The sequence below is a fragment of the Pantoea phosphatilytica genome (genome assembly GCF_051025615.1).
Classification (GTDB): Bacteria; Pseudomonadota; Gammaproteobacteria; order Enterobacterales; family Enterobacteriaceae; genus Pantoea.
The window spans coordinates 1,747,172-1,766,127 of the sequence record NZ_JBPFDF010000001.1 but is presented as its reverse complement, the minus strand read 5'-3'; the positions used below and the strand labels follow the sequence as shown (position 1 = coordinate 1,766,127).

General features: G+C 58.5%; 18 protein-coding genes. 9 read left to right on the top strand and 9 right to left on the bottom strand.

The window, feature by feature from the left end; translation table 11 throughout:
* Nucleotides 1-19: 19 nt before the first annotated feature.
* From ACR6AS_RS08575 to yeiP, 5 genes are all read right to left on the bottom strand, one after another.
* Nucleotides 20-1,582 (bottom strand): cyclic di-GMP phosphodiesterase, encoded by a 1,563-nt coding sequence (locus tag ACR6AS_RS08575; protein WP_434161753.1) that lies wholly within the window; start codon nucleotides 1,580-1,582, stop codon nucleotides 20-22.
* 219 nt (nucleotides 1,583-1,801) lie between these two features.
* The gene (gene mepS, locus ACR6AS_RS08570) at nucleotides 1,802-2,377 is read right to left on the bottom strand and encodes a bifunctional murein DD-endopeptidase/murein LD-carboxypeptidase (protein WP_046102239.1); all 576 of its coding nucleotides are present in this window, start codon (nucleotides 2,375-2,377) and stop codon (nucleotides 1,802-1,804) included.
* A gap of 512 nt (nucleotides 2,378-2,889) precedes the next feature.
* Nucleotides 2,890-3,597: a phosphatase PAP2 family protein gene (locus ACR6AS_RS08565; protein ID WP_293771910.1), complete on the bottom strand. Its 708-nt coding sequence runs from the start codon at nucleotides 3,595-3,597 to the stop codon at nucleotides 2,890-2,892.
* A 43-nt stretch (nucleotides 3,598-3,640) separates the two neighbouring features.
* Nucleotides 3,641-4,609 (bottom strand): CobW family GTP-binding protein, encoded by a 969-nt coding sequence (locus tag ACR6AS_RS08560; protein WP_418803133.1) that lies wholly within the window; start codon nucleotides 4,607-4,609, stop codon nucleotides 3,641-3,643.
* A gap of 69 nt (nucleotides 4,610-4,678) precedes the next feature.
* Nucleotides 4,679-5,251, bottom strand: a complete 573-nt coding sequence (gene yeiP, locus ACR6AS_RS08555) for an elongation factor P-like protein YeiP (RefSeq protein ID WP_111138747.1) — start codon at nucleotides 5,249-5,251, stop codon at nucleotides 4,679-4,681.
* A 163-nt stretch (nucleotides 5,252-5,414) separates the two neighbouring features.
* On the opposite strand from yeiP, the gene ACR6AS_RS08550 reads away from it, so the two are divergent.
* The 4 genes from ACR6AS_RS08550 to fruA all read left to right on the top strand — a co-directional run bounded on the left by ACR6AS_RS08550 (nucleotide 5,415) and on the right by fruA (nucleotide 9,742).
* Nucleotides 5,415-5,669, top strand: coding sequence for a YkgJ family cysteine cluster protein (locus tag ACR6AS_RS08550; RefSeq protein WP_111138748.1), 255 nt, complete (start codon nucleotides 5,415-5,417; stop codon nucleotides 5,667-5,669).
* A gap of 272 nt (nucleotides 5,670-5,941) precedes the next feature.
* The gene (fruB, locus tag ACR6AS_RS08545; RefSeq protein ID WP_111138749.1) at nucleotides 5,942-7,072 is read left to right on the top strand and encodes a fused PTS fructose transporter subunit IIA/HPr protein; all 1,131 of its coding nucleotides are present in this window, start codon (nucleotides 5,942-5,944) and stop codon (nucleotides 7,070-7,072) included.
* The gene (fruK, locus tag ACR6AS_RS08540; RefSeq protein ID WP_111138750.1) at nucleotides 7,069-8,007 is read left to right on the top strand and encodes a 1-phosphofructokinase; all 939 of its coding nucleotides are present in this window, start codon (nucleotides 7,069-7,071) and stop codon (nucleotides 8,005-8,007) included. The genes fruB and fruK overlap by 4 nt, the downstream gene beginning before the upstream one ends.
* 16 nt (nucleotides 8,008-8,023) lie before the next feature.
* Entirely contained in the window at nucleotides 8,024-9,742 is a 1,719-nt protein-coding gene (gene fruA / locus ACR6AS_RS08535; RefSeq protein WP_434161751.1) for a PTS fructose transporter subunit IIBC, read from the top strand.
* A 151-nt stretch (nucleotides 9,743-9,893) separates the two neighbouring features.
* Here fruA and nfo read toward each other — a convergent pair whose 3' ends face one another.
* Together nfo and ACR6AS_RS08525 are read right to left on the bottom strand one after the other, a co-directional pair.
* On the bottom strand, nucleotides 9,894-10,739 hold the full coding sequence (gene nfo / locus ACR6AS_RS08530) for a deoxyribonuclease IV (protein WP_418797546.1): 846 nt from the start codon (nucleotides 10,737-10,739) through the stop codon (nucleotides 9,894-9,896).
* Between the two features lie 51 nt (nucleotides 10,740-10,790).
* Nucleotides 10,791-11,846, bottom strand: coding sequence for a YeiH family protein (locus tag ACR6AS_RS08525; protein ID WP_111138753.1), 1,056 nt, complete (start codon nucleotides 11,844-11,846; stop codon nucleotides 10,791-10,793).
* Nucleotides 11,847-11,952: 106 nt separating this feature from the next.
* Here ACR6AS_RS08525 and ACR6AS_RS08520 point away from each other — a divergent pair, with 106 nt between their 5' ends.
* From ACR6AS_RS08520 to ACR6AS_RS08500, 5 genes are all read left to right on the top strand, one after another.
* Complete coding sequence (locus ACR6AS_RS08520; RefSeq protein WP_111138754.1) at nucleotides 11,953-12,327, top strand: YkvA family protein; 375 nt, start codon at nucleotides 11,953-11,955, stop codon at nucleotides 12,325-12,327.
* A gap of 9 nt (nucleotides 12,328-12,336) precedes the next feature.
* Nucleotides 12,337-13,203: a DNA-binding transcriptional regulator YeiE gene (gene yieE, locus ACR6AS_RS08515; RefSeq protein ID WP_111138755.1), complete on the top strand. Its 867-nt coding sequence runs from the start codon at nucleotides 12,337-12,339 to the stop codon at nucleotides 13,201-13,203.
* Between the two features lie 116 nt (nucleotides 13,204-13,319).
* Entirely contained in the window at nucleotides 13,320-14,786 is a 1,467-nt protein-coding gene (locus ACR6AS_RS08510; RefSeq protein WP_111138756.1) for an amino acid permease, read from the top strand.
* 216 nt (nucleotides 14,787-15,002) lie between these two features.
* A complete protein-coding gene (locus ACR6AS_RS08505) occupies nucleotides 15,003-16,079 on the top strand; it encodes a FecCD family ABC transporter permease (RefSeq protein WP_111138757.1) in 1,077 nt (358 codons plus the stop codon).
* Nucleotides 16,079-16,867 (top strand): ABC transporter ATP-binding protein, encoded by a 789-nt coding sequence (locus ACR6AS_RS08500; protein ID WP_293772126.1) that lies wholly within the window; start codon nucleotides 16,079-16,081, stop codon nucleotides 16,865-16,867. Before ACR6AS_RS08505 ends, ACR6AS_RS08500 begins: the two co-directional genes overlap by 1 nt.
* 93 nt (nucleotides 16,868-16,960) lie before the next feature.
* Here ACR6AS_RS08500 and fghA read toward each other — a convergent pair whose 3' ends face one another.
* Nucleotides 16,961-17,803 (bottom strand): S-formylglutathione hydrolase, encoded by an 843-nt coding sequence (gene fghA, locus ACR6AS_RS08495; protein ID WP_434161748.1) that lies wholly within the window; start codon nucleotides 17,801-17,803, stop codon nucleotides 16,961-16,963.
* A 12-nt stretch (nucleotides 17,804-17,815) separates the two neighbouring features.
* Nucleotides 17,816-18,940 carry an S-(hydroxymethyl)glutathione dehydrogenase/class III alcohol dehydrogenase gene (locus ACR6AS_RS08490; RefSeq protein WP_434161747.1) on the bottom strand — a complete coding sequence of 375 codons (1,125 nt, stop codon included), beginning with the start codon at nucleotides 18,938-18,940 and terminating at the stop codon, nucleotides 17,816-17,818.
* Nucleotides 18,941-18,956: the final 16 nt, after the last annotated feature.

Genomic DNA, 18,956 nt, shown 5'->3' with positions numbered 1-18,956 from the left:
TCTCTTCTCCTGTCAGCGATCAGCCGTTATAACGCCGGAAATAGTCTATCAGCGTTTCCGGCCGCAGCGGACGGCTGAAGATGTAACCCTGCAGATGTGTCACACCACGATTGATCAGCCAGGCCGCCTGCTCGCCGGTTTCGACCCCTTCCGCCACGCTCTTCAGGTTCAGTTTCTTCGCCAGCTGTAGCACGGTATCCAGCACCGGTGAGGTCAGCGTCTCCGTTCCGATACTCTGAACAAAGCCGCGATCGATTTTCAGGTAATCAAACGCATAACGCTCCAGGTAGATCAGCGCGCTGTGACCGGTGCCGAAATCGTCGATCGCGATATGGATCTGCTGCTGATGGAGCCAGTCAAACTGCTCGCCGACATTGTCGTCGCGCACCATCGCGCGTTCGGTGATCTCAAACACATAATTAAAGTGAGCCGCAGGCATGGTATCCAGCCAGCGCAGCACATCCTGACGGAAACTGCTGTCAGCCAGATGCAGAGGCGAAATGTTGAGACTGAGACAGGCGTGGCGGGGAATGGTATGGCACAGCAGATGCGCATCGCGGGATACCAGCTGAAACAGATGCCGGGTCAGGGGGATAATCAGGCCGTGCGACTCAGCATAGTGAATAAACACATCGGGCGGAATCGCACCCTTCGTCGGATGGGTCCAGCGGAGTAATGCCTCCATCCCATAGGGCTGCCCATCGCGCGAGGTCACCAGCGGCTGATATTCAACGTGAAACTCGCCGCGTTTCATGCCCTGAATCAGCTCTTTACCCGGACGCAGATAGATCGACAGCAGCAGCCAGCAGGCCCCGGCCACCAGCAGCGACAGCAGCAGACTGCTCAGCAGGATGGCCTGATAATCGCTGAACGCCAGCGTGGAGCCGTAGAGCGCCAGCCGGAGCGGGTAGCCTGTCAGCGCCTGCTGATCCAGCGCCGCTGGCAGATTCTGACGCTCGATGATACCGGGCTGCCAGCTGGTCAGGGCGCTGTACGGGTCGATCAGCGCCACCCCGGTGATCTCCGGCCGCGTTGACGCCATCAGCTGATAGGGCGCCAGGGTAATATTCAGCGTGGCGAAGACGCCGGATTGCAGATTGCCGGGATTTTTAATCCACAGTGCGAGCGCCGGTTTATTGGGCTGCAGCGGCGTGCCGGGCATCAGCCGCAGATCGAGATCGCGCGAAATATCACTCTGCGGCGCAATCACATTGAGCGGCAGACTGAAGCTGCCGGTCGCCGAGGAGCAGAAAGCGTTGCCATTATTGACCAGCAGGATGGCGCGGAGATTTCCGGCGAAGGCGGCGCGTGAGGTGAGTTCACGATTAATGGTATGGCAGGCGGTCTGGGTGAACGGAAGCAGGGGGCTGAGGGTACTGTTGAGCAGCGAAGAGAGCGTCTGCTGTAATGCCGTACGGCTTTTTTCCAGCAGCTGCTGATGCTGCCGTTCGCGCTTTTGCCAGGTCTGATGAAGCGTCAGTGCGGCAAACAACAGAAAAAATAAGCCGCCCGCCATCGCGCTACTCCATGCGATACGGCGAGGATAGTTGGTGTGGCGCCGCAGCGCCCCCGACAGTGGCATGAGGTGCTTCCCCTGATCAAATTATTATTATGTTATTGCGCACGACTGCTTCGGTTTAAGCGACCGAGAATATAACGAGAACGTCCGTAATGTCTCGTTAATAATCTGAAATGCAATGCTTTTATCTTATGTCACCGCTGACGCTCAGAACAGGCAAAAAAAAACGCTGCATAGGCAGCGTTTCCTGTTCTCTGGCTGAGAGAAGATCGAAGGTGATTGTCAGCTCGGGTTACGGCTTAACACGCGGCGTCCTTCACGGTAACGCTTTTTCCAGTAGTCATCATTGAGGCTGGAGATCATCACACCACTGCTGGTGGAGGCATGAACGAAGTTGTCATTGCCCAGATAGATGCCGACATGGCGGCCGGTGGAGCCAGCACGGAACATCACCAGATCGCCAGGACGCAGTTTACTGCGGGTGATCTCTCTGCCGGTGTCCTGCTGCTCAGAGGTGGAGCGCGGTAATTCTAAGCCAAACTGATCGCGGAAGGTGCGCTGAACAAAGGCGGAACAATCGATCCCGCGTTTGGTATCGCCACCAAGGCGATAGCGCACACCTTTCCAGACGGCGTATTGTTCCATGATGCGCGACTTAACGTCGACATTACGCACCATTTCTTCAAACTCATCCTGAGACGCCTGAAGTAAAAAACCATTCTGGTTGTTAACTTCATGATTCTCGTTATTCGCGTTTTGACTGCTATGGGTACTGCTACATGCTGAGAGGAGTGTTGCCAGCGCCAGTGCGGGCACGATCCGCAAGATATATCTCAGTATTGGTTGAGACTTGACCATTATTCGGGTTTTCCTTCGGGTTCCTTACGACACAATTGTCGCCAGCCAGATGACAAAGCAGGGAGATTAATAAGCGAAACAGACTAAGACAAATCCTTAATCACAAAAATGTGTTAATGGACACATTTTAATGTAAAAAAAACTGGCTTTTCTGACGCTGTGGCCTCACTGCGACTGAGGTTAACTGATTACAGACGCCGTGGCGAGTGCTTTTAATCAATTTCACATAGGTTTTTTTGATGAGAATCAAAACGTAACACAATGACTAATTTAGCGACAATTGTGAGCGAATGATGGTGAGAACAGGCGGTGAAACGGGCGTCAATTCAGGGCATAGCCCCGTTTTCGCGGTTTTCTGAAGAATTAACAGGGAATGATGACTATTTAACCGGTCTGCGGAAAAGATAACCTTTTCTTTTCGTCATATTAATTAGCAGGCTAATAGTGAGAGGGTGTTTCTTATAAGCGCGGACGGTTCAGTGGCGGATGATTAAACCGACCGCGCTTATCATTTACATCACGGGCTTATATTTGCCCGGTAATTTGCGATTAAACCAGTTAACTAGCACGTCGCTGGCTGGCGTTAATAACCACCAGCTCAGCCCGACCAATACCACCGACAGCGATCCGACGGCAATATCAGTAAACCAGTGCGCACCGGCCATAACGCGCGGCAGCGAAAATAGCACCACAATGGCGGCGGCAATTAAAAAACGGCTGAAACCAAAATAACGCCAGATAAAGCAGGCAAAAATAATCAGCATCATACCGTGGTCGCCAGGGAAGCTATCTTTCGACGCATCCTTCGCCGGGATACCGGTGAGTTCGCTGACACGATGCACATTCTCAAAGAACAGCGTCGGGCTGGAATGCTTCACCGGCAGCAGGTGGCCCAATTGATTGAGGATAACGGCCGTCAGCAGCATGGTGATGCCGATCGCCAGCATCCGGCGCCGAGCGGGCGGTGTCTCCTGACGCCAGATCGACAGATAGAGCAGGCCCATCGCCAGCAGTGATACCACATCAAAACCCCGGAAGTTGGTGATCGCGACGATCAGGGCAAACAGGGGATGAGTCACCATCTGGTTATTGAAGCCATAAAAGATCGCTTTATCGATGCCGAACCAGAAACCATGTTGTGGTGGCAGATACCAGGACAGAAACAGTACTACACCCAGTGCATTCAGCAGCAGGATGGTAACGAGGCGGGTTGCGCGCATAAGTAAACTCATTTCAAAAAAATAACCGCCGACAATACCTTTACTAGCGTAAACGGCACTTCAACAACGCCGATTGTAGTCGATTCCAGTCAGCCTGCTGAGAATGAATGACTTCAATACGGCTATCGGGTGGCGACACAGCAGAGGTTTCACTGTGCAGCGCTTTTGCCTCGCCGTTAATACGCATTGTGCCTTCGGCCGTGCGCATCACCCCTTTTATCCGATCAACCTGCGCCTGCTGCGCCCACGCCAGCAGGGCGGCGCTGTCGAACCGGGTCTCGCCATCGAACAGCCAGCCGCAGGCGCTGTAGCCCTGGCCCTGATTCAGCGACCGGCGCCAGCGCGCGCCACCCGTCAGCCGCAGCGCCGCTACGCCGCTGGCGGGCACGGCCGGATGATGATGGTGCGGAAGGGGAAGCGCGCGAGGCTGATGGGGCGCATCCAGCAGATGAAGGGGGATGCGGCCAAATTCTGTTTCTGTCACGGGACGTGGCGGCTGGCTCTGCTGCAGCCACTCAGTCAGCCGCTGGCGATCCTGCGTGTCCCAGCTATCGCGCTTGCTGGCGATGATGATATCGGCGGCCGCCAGCTGATCGCGAAAGTTTTCATTGGCTGCGATACGCGGATCGGCGAGCTGACGGGGATCAAGCAGCGTCAGGGTGGCATTGAGCTGCAGCCAGGTCTGATAGACCGGGGACTTCAGTATTTCCAGCACCCGGCGCGGATGACCGAGGCCGGTAGGCTCAATCAGCAGCCGGTCGGGCTTATCTTTCAGCAGCAGATTCAGCCCGACCTGCAGCGGCAGACCATTCACGCAGCACAGGCAGCCGCCGGGGATCTCTTTAACGGTTGCGCCACGATCGGTAAGCAGCGCACCATCGATTCCGATCTCGCCAAATTCGTTGACCAGCACCGCCCACTTTTCGTTCTGCGGCCGGGCGGCCAGAAGATGGCAGAGCAGCGTGGTTTTTCCGCTGCCCAGAAAACCGGTGATCAGATTAACGCGTGTCATGGTGCGGGCTCCTGCCTGGAATGCTGATAATGTTATATTATAACACTACCAGACTCCAGCCTGCGCCAGTTAATCGGCACGACCCATATAGCGGCGTTCAGCGATATGAATACGGATGCGGTCACCGTTGCTGAGGTATTCCGGAACCTGAATGGAGAGACCGGTACTCATTCCGGCGGGTTTGGTGCGGGCGCTGGCGGAAGCGCCTTTGATGCCCGGCGAGGTATCGACGATCTCCATATCCACCGTCTGTGGCAGCTCCAGCGCCAGCACCTGGCCATCCATCGTCAGTACGTGAATGCCAGGAATGCCGCCTTCGGGGATAAACAGCAGCTCTTCTTCGATCTGGTCCTGCTTAAAGGCGTAGGGGGTGTAATCCTCATCATCCATGAAGATATATTCGTCACCATCTATATAAGAGAAGGTGACGCTGCGACGGCTGAGCGAAATCGCATCAATAATCTCGTCGCCCTTGAAGCGCTCTTCCACTTTTAAACCGGTGCGGACATCGGTAAAGCGCATTTTGTAGAGGGTCGCCGCACCGCGTGCGCTGGGGCTCTGGACATCAATATCTTTAACCAGCAGCAGTTTGCCGTTGTGCGTGACGGCCATCCCTTTTTTGATTTCATTGGCTTTTGGCATTGCTGTTCTCGCTATCATGAGAGTGAAGTGCGCGCAACGTTACCCGCGCCAGGGAAAACTGGCAATATCGCGGGTGCGAAATTTTGTGCCAGGCCGTGGCTTTCATGGTAATTGTCGTCACGGGCTGCTATTGTCAGCGCCTCTTTTTCTGCCGGAGCACAGCATGCAATGCCGTAGCCAATGCGGTGCCTGCTGCACAGCACCCTCTATCTCATCGCCTATCCCCGGCATGCCTGACGGCAAGCCTGCCAACACGCCCTGCGTTCAGCTGGACGACGATCTTCGCTGTAAACTGTTTGGCTCGCCGCTGCGGCCTGCCGTCTGCGCCAGTCTGCAACCCTCATTCAGCATGTGTGGTCAGTCGCGCCAGCAGGCGATGACCTGGCTGCTGAAACTTGAAGCCGATACCGCCCCCTGAAAGGCTGACACAGCTGACGCTTTTTGCCTGATGAGTGGGACGTGACAGCAACCGCGTCAGCCTGACTCTTCGCTGGTCCTCTTCCTGCCGCCGAAATGTGCGTAACGTCAAAAATCTGCTACGCCGTTTGCGCATTTTCTTGCCTGACGAAAGCGTCTGCATCACAATTCCTGAAACGTTTCAGCGGTGACGGGGCTGGCTGACAGAGACAGCAAGGCGTGAAAACCTGCCTGCTAGCTGAAACGATTCAATCTCAGCAAGCGAGGAGAATTATGTTCCAGCTCGAATTGCAGGCCATCCACACCGGAGCCAGCGCCCAGAATAAAGAAGAGGCCATTCGTCAGGTTGCTGCCGCGTTAACCGCGGCGGGCAATGTGGCTGAAGGCTATGTCAACGGTATGCTGGCGCGCGAACAGCAGACCTCCACCTTTCTTGGCAACGGCATCGCAATCCCGCACGGCACCACCGACACCCGCGACCTGGTGCTGAAAACCGGCGTCCAGGTGTTTCAGTTTCCGCAGGGTATTGCCTGGGGTGACGATCAGACCGCCTATGTCGCGATCGGGATTGCCGCGAAGTCAGATGAACATCTGGCGCTGCTGCGTCAGCTGACGCATGTGCTCAGCGATGACTCCATTGCCGAACAGCTCAAAACCGCCTCTGCTGAAGATCTTCGTGCGCTGCTGATGGGCGAGAAACAAGCCGCCGAATTCAGCTTCGACACCTCACTGGTGACGCTTAACGTCGCGGCCAGCGATCTGATTACCCTGCAGGCGATGAACGCCGGCCGGCTGCAAGCCGCGGGCGTGGTTGATGCCAGCTACGTCGCCGATGTCGTCTCAACCCCGCCGCTGAGCCTGGGGCAGGGCATCTGGCTCAGCGACAGCAGCCTGGGCAATCTGCGCAGCGGCGTGGCCGTCAGCCGTACCGAGCATGCCTTTGAACATCAGGGCGAACCGGCGTCGATGCTCATCAGCGTGTCAGCCACCGATGAACGTCCGCTGGAAGTGCTGGGTTACCTCAGCGCGCTGCTGCAGCAGGGCAAAGCTGATCGTCTGCTGAAAGCCGATGCGGCGGGTGTCTACGCCCTGCTGACCAGTGAAGTCGATGAGCAGGCCGACGTGCTGACCGCCGAATTTACCATTCGTAACGAACATGGCCTGCATGCCCGTCCGGGCACGGCGCTGGTCAGTGTGATCAAGCAGTTCAACAGCGACATCACCGTGACCAACCTCGACGGCAGCGGTAAACCGGCTAACGGTCGCAGCCTGATGAAAGTCGTGGCGCTGGGCGTGAAGAAAGGCCACCGCCTGCGCTTTACCGCCAGCGGTGAAGATGCACAGCAGGCGCTGAACGCGATTGAAGAAGCGATCACCAGCGGTCTGGGTGAGGGGGCAGCATGAGCAGACGTGTCGCCACCATTACGCTGAATCCGGCGTATGACCTGGTGGGATATACCCCTGAAATTGAACGCGGCGAAGTCAACCTGGTGAAAACCACCGGACTGCACGCGGCGGGCAAGGGGATCAACGTCGCCAGAGTCCTGAAGGATCTGGGTATTGATGTCACCGTCGGTGGCTTCCTGGGCAAAGAGAATCAGGATGGCTTTCAGCAGCTCTTCAGCGAGCTGGGCATTGCCAACCGTTTCCAGGTGGTGCCGGGCCGGACCCGTATCAACGTTAAACTGACCGAACAGACCGGTGATGTGACCGATCTGAACTTCTCCGGTTTTCAGGTGACGGCGCAGGACTGGGATCGTTTTACCAGCGATTCACTGACCTGGCTGGGCCAGTTCGATATGGTCTGCGTCAGTGGCAGCCTGCCAGAAGGTGTGGATCACGAAGCCTTTACCCGCTGGATGACCGAACTGCGTACCCATTGCCCCTGCATCATCTTCGACAGCAGCCGCGAGGCGCTGGTGGCAGGACTGAAAGCCGCACCGTGGCTGGTCAAACCTAACCGTCGTGAGCTGGAGATCTGGGCCGGTCGTAAACTGCCCACCTTGCAGGATGTGATTGGCGCGGCGCACGAGCTGCGCGAACAGGGCATCGCCCATGTGGTGATCTCGCTGGGCGCAGAAGGCGCGCTGTGGGTCAACGCGTCTGGCGAATGGATTGCGAAACCGCCGGTGTGTGAAGTTGTCAGCACCGTCGGTGCCGGTGACTCAATGGTTGGCGGGCTGATCTATGGCCTGCTGATGCGTGAATCCAGCGAGCACACGCTGCGTCTTGCGACGGCGGTGGCGGCCATGGCCGTCAGCCAGAGCAACGTTGGTGTGTCCGATCGTACTCAGTTGGCCGCAATGATGGCGCGCGTCGACTTACAACCCGTTAACTGACAGCAGGAGAGCGATAATGAAAACGCTGCTGATTAAAGACCCTACACTGGGACTGGCCTCCGCCTATATGGCGCAACAACGTCTGGCTGCCGCGGCGGCGGCGGCAGGCCTGACTCTGACTGAAAACCCTGCTGAGGCGGAACTGGCGATTGTGCTGGGCAAAAAGGTGCCGGACGATGCGGCCCTGAACGGCAAGCCGGTCTGGCTGGGCGACCTCCAGCTGGCGGTTCGCGAGCCGGAAAACTTCCTGAACCGGGCGAAGGCAGAAGCCAGAACCTGGCAGGCTCCGGCTGCGGCGGCAACCCCGGCGGCGGCGTCAGCCGCGACCCCGGCGCAGGCGGGTGCACCAAAACGTGTGGTTGCCGTGACAGCCTGTCCGACCGGCGTCGCGCACACCTTTATGGCGGCTGAGGCGATCCAGGCCGAAGCGACCCGTCGCGGCTGGTGGGTCAAGGTTGAAACCCGCGGTTCCGTAGGTGCCGGAAACGCGATTACGCCAGAAGAAGTGGCGGCGGCCGATCTGGTGATCGTGGCGGCGGATATCGAAGTGGATCTGGCGAAATTTGCCGGTAAGCTGATGTACCGCACCTCAACCGGCCTGGCGCTGAAGAAAACCGCGCAGGAGCTGGATAAAGCGGTCGCAGAAGCGAAGCCTTATAAAGTGGCGGCCAGCGGCCAGAGCACGGCAAACAGCGAAGAAGAGAAGAAACAGGGCGGTGCGGGTGCCTATCGTCACCTGCTGACCGGGGTGTCCTACATGCTGCCGATGGTGGTGGCGGGGGGGCTGAGTATCGCCCTGTCGTTCGCCTTTGGTATCACCGCCTTTAAAGAGCCAGGTACGCTGGCTGCCGCGCTGATGCAGATCGGCGGAGGCAGCGCCTTTGCCCTGATGGTCCCGGTGCTGGCGGGCTTTATCGCCTTCTCCATCGCTGACCGTCCGGGTCTGACGCCGGGTCTGATTGGCGGCATGATCGCCACCAGCATCAACGCAGGCTTCTTAGGCGGGATTATCGCGGGCTTCATTGCCGGTTATGCGGCGAAGCTGATCAGCGGCAAAGTGAAACTGCCGCAGAGCATGGAAGCATTGAAACCGATACTGATTATTCCGCTGTTCGCCAGCCTGATCACCGGCCTGCTGATGATCTATGTGGTCGGTAAACCGGTGGCGGGTATCATGAGCGGCCTGACGCACTGGCTGGCAAACATGGGTACGGCGAATGCGGTCCTGCTGGGCGCGATTCTGGGTGGCATGATGTGTACCGATATGGGTGGCCCGGTAAACAAAGTGGCCTACGCGTTTGGTGTCGGCTTACTGAGTTCGCAGACCTATGCACCGATGGCCGCCATCATGGCAGCCGGTATGGTGCCGCCGCTGGCGATGGGTCTGGCCACCCTGGTTGCCCGTCGTAAATTCAACAAAGGTCAGCAGGAAGGCGGTAAAGCGGCACTGGTACTGGGTCTCTGCTTCATCTCTGAAGGTGCGATTCCGTTTGCTGCCCGTGACCCGATGCGCGTTCTGCCATGCTGTATCATTGGTGGCGCCGTGACCGGTGCGATCTCAATGGCGATTGGTGCCAAACTGATGGCCCCGCACGGCGGACTCTTTGTACTGCTGATCCCTGGCGCGATTACACCGGTGATCGGTTATCTGATGGCGATTGTCATCGGCACCGCAATTGCCGGTCTGAGCTATGCAGTTCTGAAACGTCCGGAAGAGCAGCTGGCGAAAGCCTGATTAACGCGGAAGTGAAGATAACAGGGAGCCGAAAGGCTCCCTGTTTGTTTTTGCAGCGGGCGCAGGCAGAGCAGGGCAGGGATGGCAGGGCACAGATTTTCTGAAGCTGCAGGCGATAGCCGCGAAAAGGGAGCCAGACGGCTCCCTTTGATTATCCCTGCTGCTCGGCTTTCAGCCAGGCAATCTCATCTTTCCAGATATCGGGATTGATGGTCTCCAGAATCAGCGGGATCCCGTCAAACCGGGGATCTTTCATCAGCCAGCTGAATACCGTCCGGCCGATGTTGCCTTCCCCCAGGCTGTGATGGCGGTCAACGCGGCTGTCAAAGGCGCTTTTGGCATCGTTGAGATGCATACCGCGCAGATAATTGAAACCGACGACGCGCTCAAACTCTCTGAATGTCGCTTCGCAGTCCGCTTCGGTACGGAGGTCATAACCGCCGGCAAACGCATGGCAGGTGTCAATGCAGACGCCGACGCGCGACTTATCTTCGACATGCTCAATGATGGTTGCGAGGTGCTCGAAGCGGAAGCCCAGGTTACTGCCCTGGCCTGCGGTGTTTTCAATCACGGCGGTGACGTTCTGCGTCTGATCGAGCGCGACGTTAATCGACTCGGCGATCCGCTTCAGGCAGGCTTCTTCCTCGATCTGATGCAGATGGCTGCCGGGATGGAAGTTCAGCAGCGTCAGGCCCAGCTGATCGGCCCGGCGCAGTTCGTCGATAAAGGCCGCACGGGATTTCTCCAGCGCCTCCTCAACCGGATGACCGAGGTTAATCAGGAAGCTGTCGTGCGGCAGGATTTGCTGCGGGCTGAATTTATAGGTCTCGCAGGCGGCGCGAAAAGCATCAATCATCTCTGTGGAGAGCGGGGCGGCCTTCCACTGACGCTGATTCTTGGTAAAGAGCGCGAAGGCGGTGGCTTCCAGTTCATGGGCGCGAATCACTGCCTGATCCACGCCCCCTGCCGCACTCACATGTGCGCCGATATATTTCATGCCTTTCTCCTGGGGCTATGCACGGATGAAACGGCATGATACCTGATGGCGTCAGCCCATGAAATGTTGCACCAGCAGATTGATGGTGCCGCCCCCCGCGATTAACCAGCCAGAGACCAGCGCGCCCAGCAGGAGCGGCCTGACGCCCGCCTCGCGCAGCGCCCCGAAACGGGTGGTCACGCCCAGCGCGGCCATCGCCATCGCCAGCAGCAGCCCCGCCAGCGCATTCAGCGTGGCCACCAGCGCCGCAGGCAGCAGTTGCAGTGAGTTAAACAGGGCAACGGCGATAAACAGCAGCGCAAACCACGGGAACGTCACCGGCTGACGGGCATTGCCCGCGTGGCGTTTACCACGGATGACCGCACTCAGGCAGAGCAGGAACGGAGCCAGCATCATCACCCGCAGCATTTTGGCGATCACCGCGCTGTTTTCCGCCGCCGGGCTGATGCTGTGCCCGGCGGCCACCACCTGCGCCACTTCATGGATGGTGGATCCGGTGAAGACCCCGAACTGTGCCGCACTCAGTCCCGGCAACAGATGGTGAGCCAGCGGCCACAGCAGCGGATAGACAAAGATCGCCAGGGTGCCGAATAGCACCACGGTCGCGATCGCCACCGCGACTTTCGACGGCGCGGCTTTCACCACCGGCTCGGTCGCCAGCACGGCCGCAGCACCACAGATACTGCTGCCCGCGCCAATCAGCCAGACGGTATCTCGGTCCAGCTTCAGCAGCCGGACGCCCAGCAGGCAGGTCACAAAGAACGTGCTGCTCAGCGTCAGCGCATCGATCAGGATGCCGCTAAAACCGACATCTGCGATCTGTTGTAAGGTGATACGAAAGCCAAACAGGATAATGCCCAGCCGCAGCAGCTTCTGTTTCGCCAGCACCACGCCGCTGTCGCAGCGGGAGGCCAGCGGGTGATAGAGGCTGTTGCCGACCACGATGCCCAGCATAATCGCCAGCGTCAGCGAGCCCAGCCCCAGTGAGGCGATCAGAGGCTGCTGCGCCAGCCAGCTGGCGGCGGCAGCAATAGCGGCAGTCAGCAGCAGGCCGGGGAACCAGAGCGAAAGAGGGTGGTGTGGTTTAGCGATGCTCAGTTCGGTCATGGTGGTCACTCCTCGTGGTTGAGTCATGATCATGAAGGCGACTGGCTTAAAAGTGAAATTGATAATATATTTATAATTGACCAGAATTTACGATAAGGCTGCTGTCATGATAGTGTCACGTCTGCGCCGCTGGGCGACGCTGATCAAACGAGATGTGTTTGTGCTGGGGTTCGCCTTCCGCGATCCGCGCACGCCCTGGTGGAACAAGCTGGGGATGCTGGGGCTGGTTGCGTACGGCATCAGCCCGATCGATCTCATTCCCGACGTAATCCCCTTTGTGGGGTTGCTGGATGACGCGGTCATTATTCCGACGGGCGTCATGCTGCTGCTGCGGTTACTGCCGAAAGAGGTGCGCATCAGCAGCCTTGCCCGGGCAGAGGCGCAGCGCAGCCGCGGCAAAAAGATCGCCGGCTGGCTGGTGGCGATGGGGCTGATCTGGCTGGCGCTGATCGTTTATCTCGTCAGGCAATCACTGAGTTAAGAGGCAACCATGCACATTACGCTGCGGCAGATTGAAGTGTTTACCGAAGTGCTCAAGAGTGGTTCCACCACCCAGGCGTCTCAGCTGCTGGCCCTGTCGCAGTCGGCGGTCAGCGCGGCGCTGGCCGATCTGGAGAGTCAGCTCGGGGTGCAGCTGTTTGACCGGGTCGGTAAACGGCTGGTGCTGAATGAACATGGACGGCTGCTCTATCCGCGTGCGGTCGGGCTGCTGGAGCAGGCGGGTGAGATCGAGCAACTGTTCAAAGAGGACAACGGCGCGATCCGCATCTTCGCCAGCAGCACCATCGGTAACTATCTGCTGCCCGGCATGATGGCGGCCTATCGTCGCGATTTTCCCGGCCTGCCGCTGGAGCTGAGCGTCGGCAACAGTCAGGATGTGATCCAGGCGGTGTCCGATTTCCGCGTGGATGTGGGGCTGATTGAAGGGCCGTGCCACATGACCGAACTGGTCAGCGAACCCTGGCTGGAGGATGAACTGGTGGTGTTTGCCGCGCCCGATGCGCCGGTTCTGCAGCAGCCGGTGACGCTGAAAACCCTGGCGGAGGCGCCGTGGATCCTGCGCGAACGCGGCTCCGGCACGCGGGAAATCGTCGATTATCTGCTGCTGTCACATCTGCCCAGTTTTCAGCTGGGAATGGAGCTGGGTAATTCTGAAGCCATCAAACATGCGGTGCGGCACGGCATGGGGATCAGCTGCCTGTCACGCCGGGTGATTGCCGATCTGCTGGAAGCGGGGACGCTGGTGGAACTGGCTATCCCGCTGCCGCGGCTGACCCGCACGCTCTACCGTATTCATCACCGGCAGAAGCATGTTTCAAAAGCCCTGACGCGCTTTCTCTCCTACTGTCGTGAGTGACTGCTAATAATCCGGGCGCGATCATGAACTTAACTAATAACAGCATGGCATCGCTATACAGAGGCGGTCTGGCTGCTACAATCGCGCCTCATTTTTACCCAGCGTAGCGTTAACACATGCATAATGACTCAAAAACAACACAACAACCTGCATTACGACGTGCGTTAAAAGCCCGTCATCTGACGATGATTGCCATCGGCGGCTCCATCGGTACCGGCCTGTTTGTGGCCTCGGGTGCCACCATTGCCCAGGCCGGCCCCGGCGGCGCACTTCTCTCCTATATCCTGATCGGCCTGATGGTCTACTTCCTGATGACCAGCCTGGGCGAACTGGCTGCCTTCATGCCGGTGTCAGGCTCCTTTGCCACCTATGGCGCAAAATATGTCGAAGAGGGCTTTGGTTTCGCGCTCGGCTGGAACTACTGGTACAACTGGGCGGTGACCATCGCGGTTGACCTGGTGGCCTCACAGCTGGTGATGAACTACTGGTTCCCCGACACGCCCGGCTGGATCTGGAGCGCACTGTTCCTGGGGCTGATGTTCCTGCTCAACTACATCTCGGTGAAAGGCTTTGGCGAGGCGGAATACTGGTTCTCGCTGATCAAAGTGGCGACAGTGATTATCTTTATCGTGGTCGGCGTGCTGATGATCACCGGGATTATGCGCGGCGCGGAGCACGCGGGCTGGCATAACTGGCAGGTCGGGGATGCGCCGTTTGCGGGTGGCTTTGCCGCGATGATTGGCGTGGCGATGATTGTCGGATTCTCCTTCCAGGGCACCGAGCTGATCGGTATCGCGGCGGGCGAATCTGAAGATCCGGCGAAAAACATTCCGCGTGCGGTCCGGCAGGTCTTCTGGCGTATCCTGCTGTTCTATGTCTTCGCTATCCTGATCATCAGCCTGATTCTGCCCTATACCGACCCGCAGCTGCTGCACAACGATATCAACGATATCAGCGTCAGCCCGTTCACTCTGGTCTTCCGCAATGCCGGTCTGCTCTCGGCGGCGGCGGTAATGAACGCCGTGATCCTGACGGCGGTGCTGTCGGCGGGTAACTCCGGCATGTACGCCTCCACGCGCATGCTTTACAACCTGGCCTGCGAAGGCAAAGCGCCGCGCATTTTTGCGAAGCTCTCAAAGGGCGGCGTGCCGCGCAATGCACTCTGGGCGACTACCGTGGTAGCCGGGCTCTGTTTCCTGACCTCGAAGTTCGGGAATCAGGAGGTCTACCTGTGGCTGCTGAATACCTCCGGCATGACCGGTTTCATCGCCTGGCTGGGCATTGCCATCAGCCACTATCGTTTCCGCCGGGGCTACATCGCCCAGGGATATGACCTGAACGATCTGCCTTACCGTTCCGGCTTCTTTCCGCTGGGGCCGATTTTCGCCTTCGTGCTCTGCCTGATCATCACGCTGGGTCAGAACTATCAGGCGTTTCTCAACGAGAGCATCGACTGGTACGGCGTGGCGGCGACCTACATCGGCATTCCGCTGTTCCTGATTATCTGGTTCGGCTACAGGCTGGTGCGCGGCAGCCGTCTGGTGAAGTACAGCGAGATGGAGTTCCCGGTTCATAAGGATTAACGCTGTACGCTGACGCCGTTCAGTCAGCGAGCAGACACAGCGCGTTGAGGTGCCTCTTCTGCCACTTCAATGTGTTGTGTCTGCACTTTCCCGCCCATATCAACACCCTTTTTTACTGTTTTTTCGCGTCTCGCTTGTGCTAACGAATTGATAATTATTATCACCTGGACTATTGTGGCTGCGTTTTCTGACGTGATAGCCACACAGGGTTAAAACATGACTACCGAAACTTCGCTGCTGGCGGGGGAAGAAACGCTTCACCACACCATGCAAAACTATCATCAGGTGCTGCGTCGCCGCCTTGTCTGGATTGGCGTGCTGCTGCTGGCGATCGTCGCCTCGCTGATCCTCGATTTCACGCTGGGTCCGGCCGGACTCTCCCTGGATACGCTGTGGAATACGCTGCTCAATCCTGACAACGTCGATGCCGGCACCCGCGTTATCGTCTGGGATATTCGTCTGCCGTATGCGCTGATGGCGCTGGTGGTGGGGCTGTCGCTGGGCCTGGCGGGCGCGGAAATGCAGACCATCCTCAATAACCCGCTGGCGAGTCCGTTTACCCTGGGGGTTTCCTCGGCGGCAGCCTTTGGCGCGGCGCTGGCCATCATCCTTGGCATCGGGATCCCCGGCATTCCCGATCAGTGGTTAATCTCGGCCAACGCCTTTGTTTTTGCGCTGTTAGCCGCGCTGATGCTCGATGCCGTTACCCGCTGGACGCAGGTCTCCTCGGCGGGTGTGGTGCTGTTCGGTATTGCACTGGTCTTCACCTTCAACGCGCTGGTCTCCATGATGCAGTTCATCGCCAGCGAAGATACCCTGCAGGGCCTGGTGTTCTGGACCATGGGCAGCCTGGCGCGCGCCTCCTGGGAGAAGCTGGGGGTGCTGAGCCTGGCGCTGATTATCCTGGTGCCGTTCTCGATGATGAGCAGCTGGAAACTCACGGCGCTGCGTCTGGGCGAAGATCGTGCGGTTAGCTTTGGCATCGACGTGCGTCGTCTGCGCCTGACCACCTTACTGCGCATCAGCGTGCTCTCCGCGCTGGCCGTGGCGTTTGTCGGGCCGATCGGCTTTATCGGCCTGGTCGCGCCGCACATTGCCCGCATGATGTTTGGTGAAGATCACCGTTTCTATCTGCCTGCCAGTGCGCTGGTCGGCGCCCTGGTGCTGTCGCTGGCATCGGTCGCCTCGAAAAACCTGATCCCTGGCGTGATCATCCCGGTCGGCATCGTGACCTCACTGATCGGTGTGCCGTTCTTCCTGAGTATTATCTTGCGTCATCGGGGGACAGTATGATGGAACAGGGTCTGACCTTACGCGGCTTCTGCGCCGGGTATCCCAAACATAAAGTGATTGAGAACCTGAACGTTGCGCCACTGCCGCGCGGCGAGATCACGGTGCTGCTGGGGCCGAATGGTTGTGGTAAATCGACGCTGCTGCGTGCGCTGGCAGGGCTGAATAAAGGGCAGGGCGAGATGTGGCTGAACGGCGAGGATCTGATGACCCAGCCGTTTGCCCGCCGTGCAAAGAATGTGGTCTATCTGCCGCAGTCGCTGCCTGCGGGTGTACATCTGCATGTCCTGGAGTCCATCATCGTGGCGCAGCGCGCCTCGGGCGGGCTGCACAGCGCGAGCAGCGAAGCGGAAATCATGCATCTGCTGGAGCAGCTTGGCATCGCGCATCTGGCAATGCGCTATCTCGATCAGCTCTCCGGGGGGCAGAAGCAGCTGGTCGGTCTGGCGCAGTCGCTGATCCGCCGCCCGGCACTGCTGCTGCTGGATGAACCGCTGAGCGCACTGGATCTCAACTATCAGTTCCACGTCATGGACCTGGTGCGGCGCGAAACAGCCCTGCGTAACATCGTTACGGTGGTGGTGGTGCATGATATCAATATCGCGCTGCGGCATGCGCAACATGCCCTGATGCTGAAGCAGGGGGCGCTGGTGGCGCAAGGGCAGCCGGATAAAGTGATCACGCCTGACACGCTGGCGAAGGTCTATGGGGTGAATGGCCGAATCGAACACTGCTCACGCGGCATTCCGCAGGTGATGATCGATGGGCTGACCGGCCCGGCGCTGGTCTGACAGGGCTGAAGCCCGTGATGAGGCGAGCGGCAGTAACCTTAATCCTCTCCCGCAGTAAAAATTCAGGGCCGCTAATGCGGCCCTGAAAGTCAGCTACACCAGCAGATGCTGGGCATGGAAACGCAGATGATCTTCCACAAAGCTGGCAATGAAGAAGTAGCTATGGTCATAACCCGGCTGAATACGCAGGGTCAGCGGGAAGCCCACGTCGCGGGCAACCGCCTCTAACCGCTCCGGCTGCAGTTGATCGGCCAGGAACTGATCGTTGTCCCCCTGGTCAATCAGCATCGGCAGCCGGTGTGACACCTCTGCCATCAGCTGGCAGCTGTCATACTCACTCCACCCCGCCCGATCCTCGCCCAGATAGGCCGTAAAGGCTTTCTGCCCCCAGGGCACCTGCATCGGATTGACGATGGGTGCAAAGGCAGAAGCCGAGGCGAAACGGTTGCCCAGACGCAGCGCCAGCATCAGCGCGCCGTGACCGCCCATAGAGTGCCCCATAATCGACTGACGTTCACTGACCTTGAAGTTATCCGCAATCAGGGCAGGCAGCTCGCTGCTCAGATAGTCGAACATGCGGAAATGGCTGGCCCAGGGTTGCTGAGTGGCGTTGAGATAAAACCCCGCCCCCTGGCCCAGATCGTAAGCCTCATCATTTGCGACCCCTTCGCCACGCGGGCTGGTGTCCGGCATAATCAGCACCAGACCCAGCTCCGCCGCCACCCGCTGCGCGCCCGCTTTGGTGGTAAAGTTCTCATCGTTGCAGGTCAGCCCGGCCAGAAACCAGACGACCGGTGGCGGCGCATCACCGTGCGGATCGGGCAGATAGATGCTGAAGGTCATTGGGCAGTTCAGCACCGCTGACGGATGCCGCCAGCGCTGCTGCCAGCCGCCAAAGATACGGTGTTCTTCCAGTAGCTCCAGAGTGGATGCCATAACGCCTCCTGATTACTTATTAAAATGCACGACCGAACGAATTGATTTCCCTTCATGCATCAAATCAAAGGCGTCGTTGATCTCTTCCAGCGACATGGTATGGGTGATGAAATCATTCAGCGCAAATTTGCCGTCGAGATAATCCTGCACGATGCCCGGCAGCTGCGAACGTCCCTTGACGCCGCCAAAGGCGGAGCCACGCCAGACGCGACCGGTCACCAGCTGGAAAGGACGAGTGGCGATCTCTTCACCGGCACCGGCAACGCCGATAATCACGGACTCGCCCCAGCCTTTATGGCAGCACTCCAGCGCCGAGCGCATCACGTTGACGTTACCAATACATTCAAATGAGAAGTCCACGCCGCCGTCGGTCAGCTCGACAATCACATCCTGAATCGGCTTATCGTAATCTTTCGGGTTGATCAGATCGGTGGCACCCAGCTTGCGCGCCAGATCGAATTTGCTGGTGTTAAGGTCGATGGCGATGATGCGGCCCGCCTTCGCCATCTTCGCCCCGATCACGGCGGAAAGACCGATGCCGCCGAGACCGAAGATCGCCACGGTGTCACCCTCTTTGACCTTGGCGGTGTTCATCACCGCGCCCATACCGGTGGTGACACCGCAGCCCAGCAGACAGACCTCTTCCAGCGGCGCTTCTTTGCTGATTTTAGCCAGCGCGATCTCCGGGATGACGGTGTATTCAGAGAAGGTCGAGGTGCCCATGTAGTGGAAAATCGGTTTGCCATCTTTGAAGAAGCGGGTAGTGCCATCCGGCATCAGCCCTTTGCCCTGGGTGGCGCGGATTGCCTGGCAGAGGTTGGTTTTGCCCGACAGGCAGAACTTACATTTGCCACATTCCGGCGTATAGAGCGGGATCACATGGTCGCCCACTTCCACACTGGTCACGCCTTCGCCCACGGCTTCCACGATGCCGCCACCTTCATGGCCCAGGATCGCCGGGAAAACGCCTTCCGGATCGGTACCGGAGAGGGTATAGGCATCGGTATGGCAGACGCCGGTCGCGACAATACGCACCAGCACTTCGCCTTTCTGCGGCGGCATCAAATCCACTTCTTCGATTTTCAGCGGTTCGCCAGCAGCCCAGGCAACAGCGGCACGGGTTTTGATCATGTTCATGCAATCCCTCTTCCAG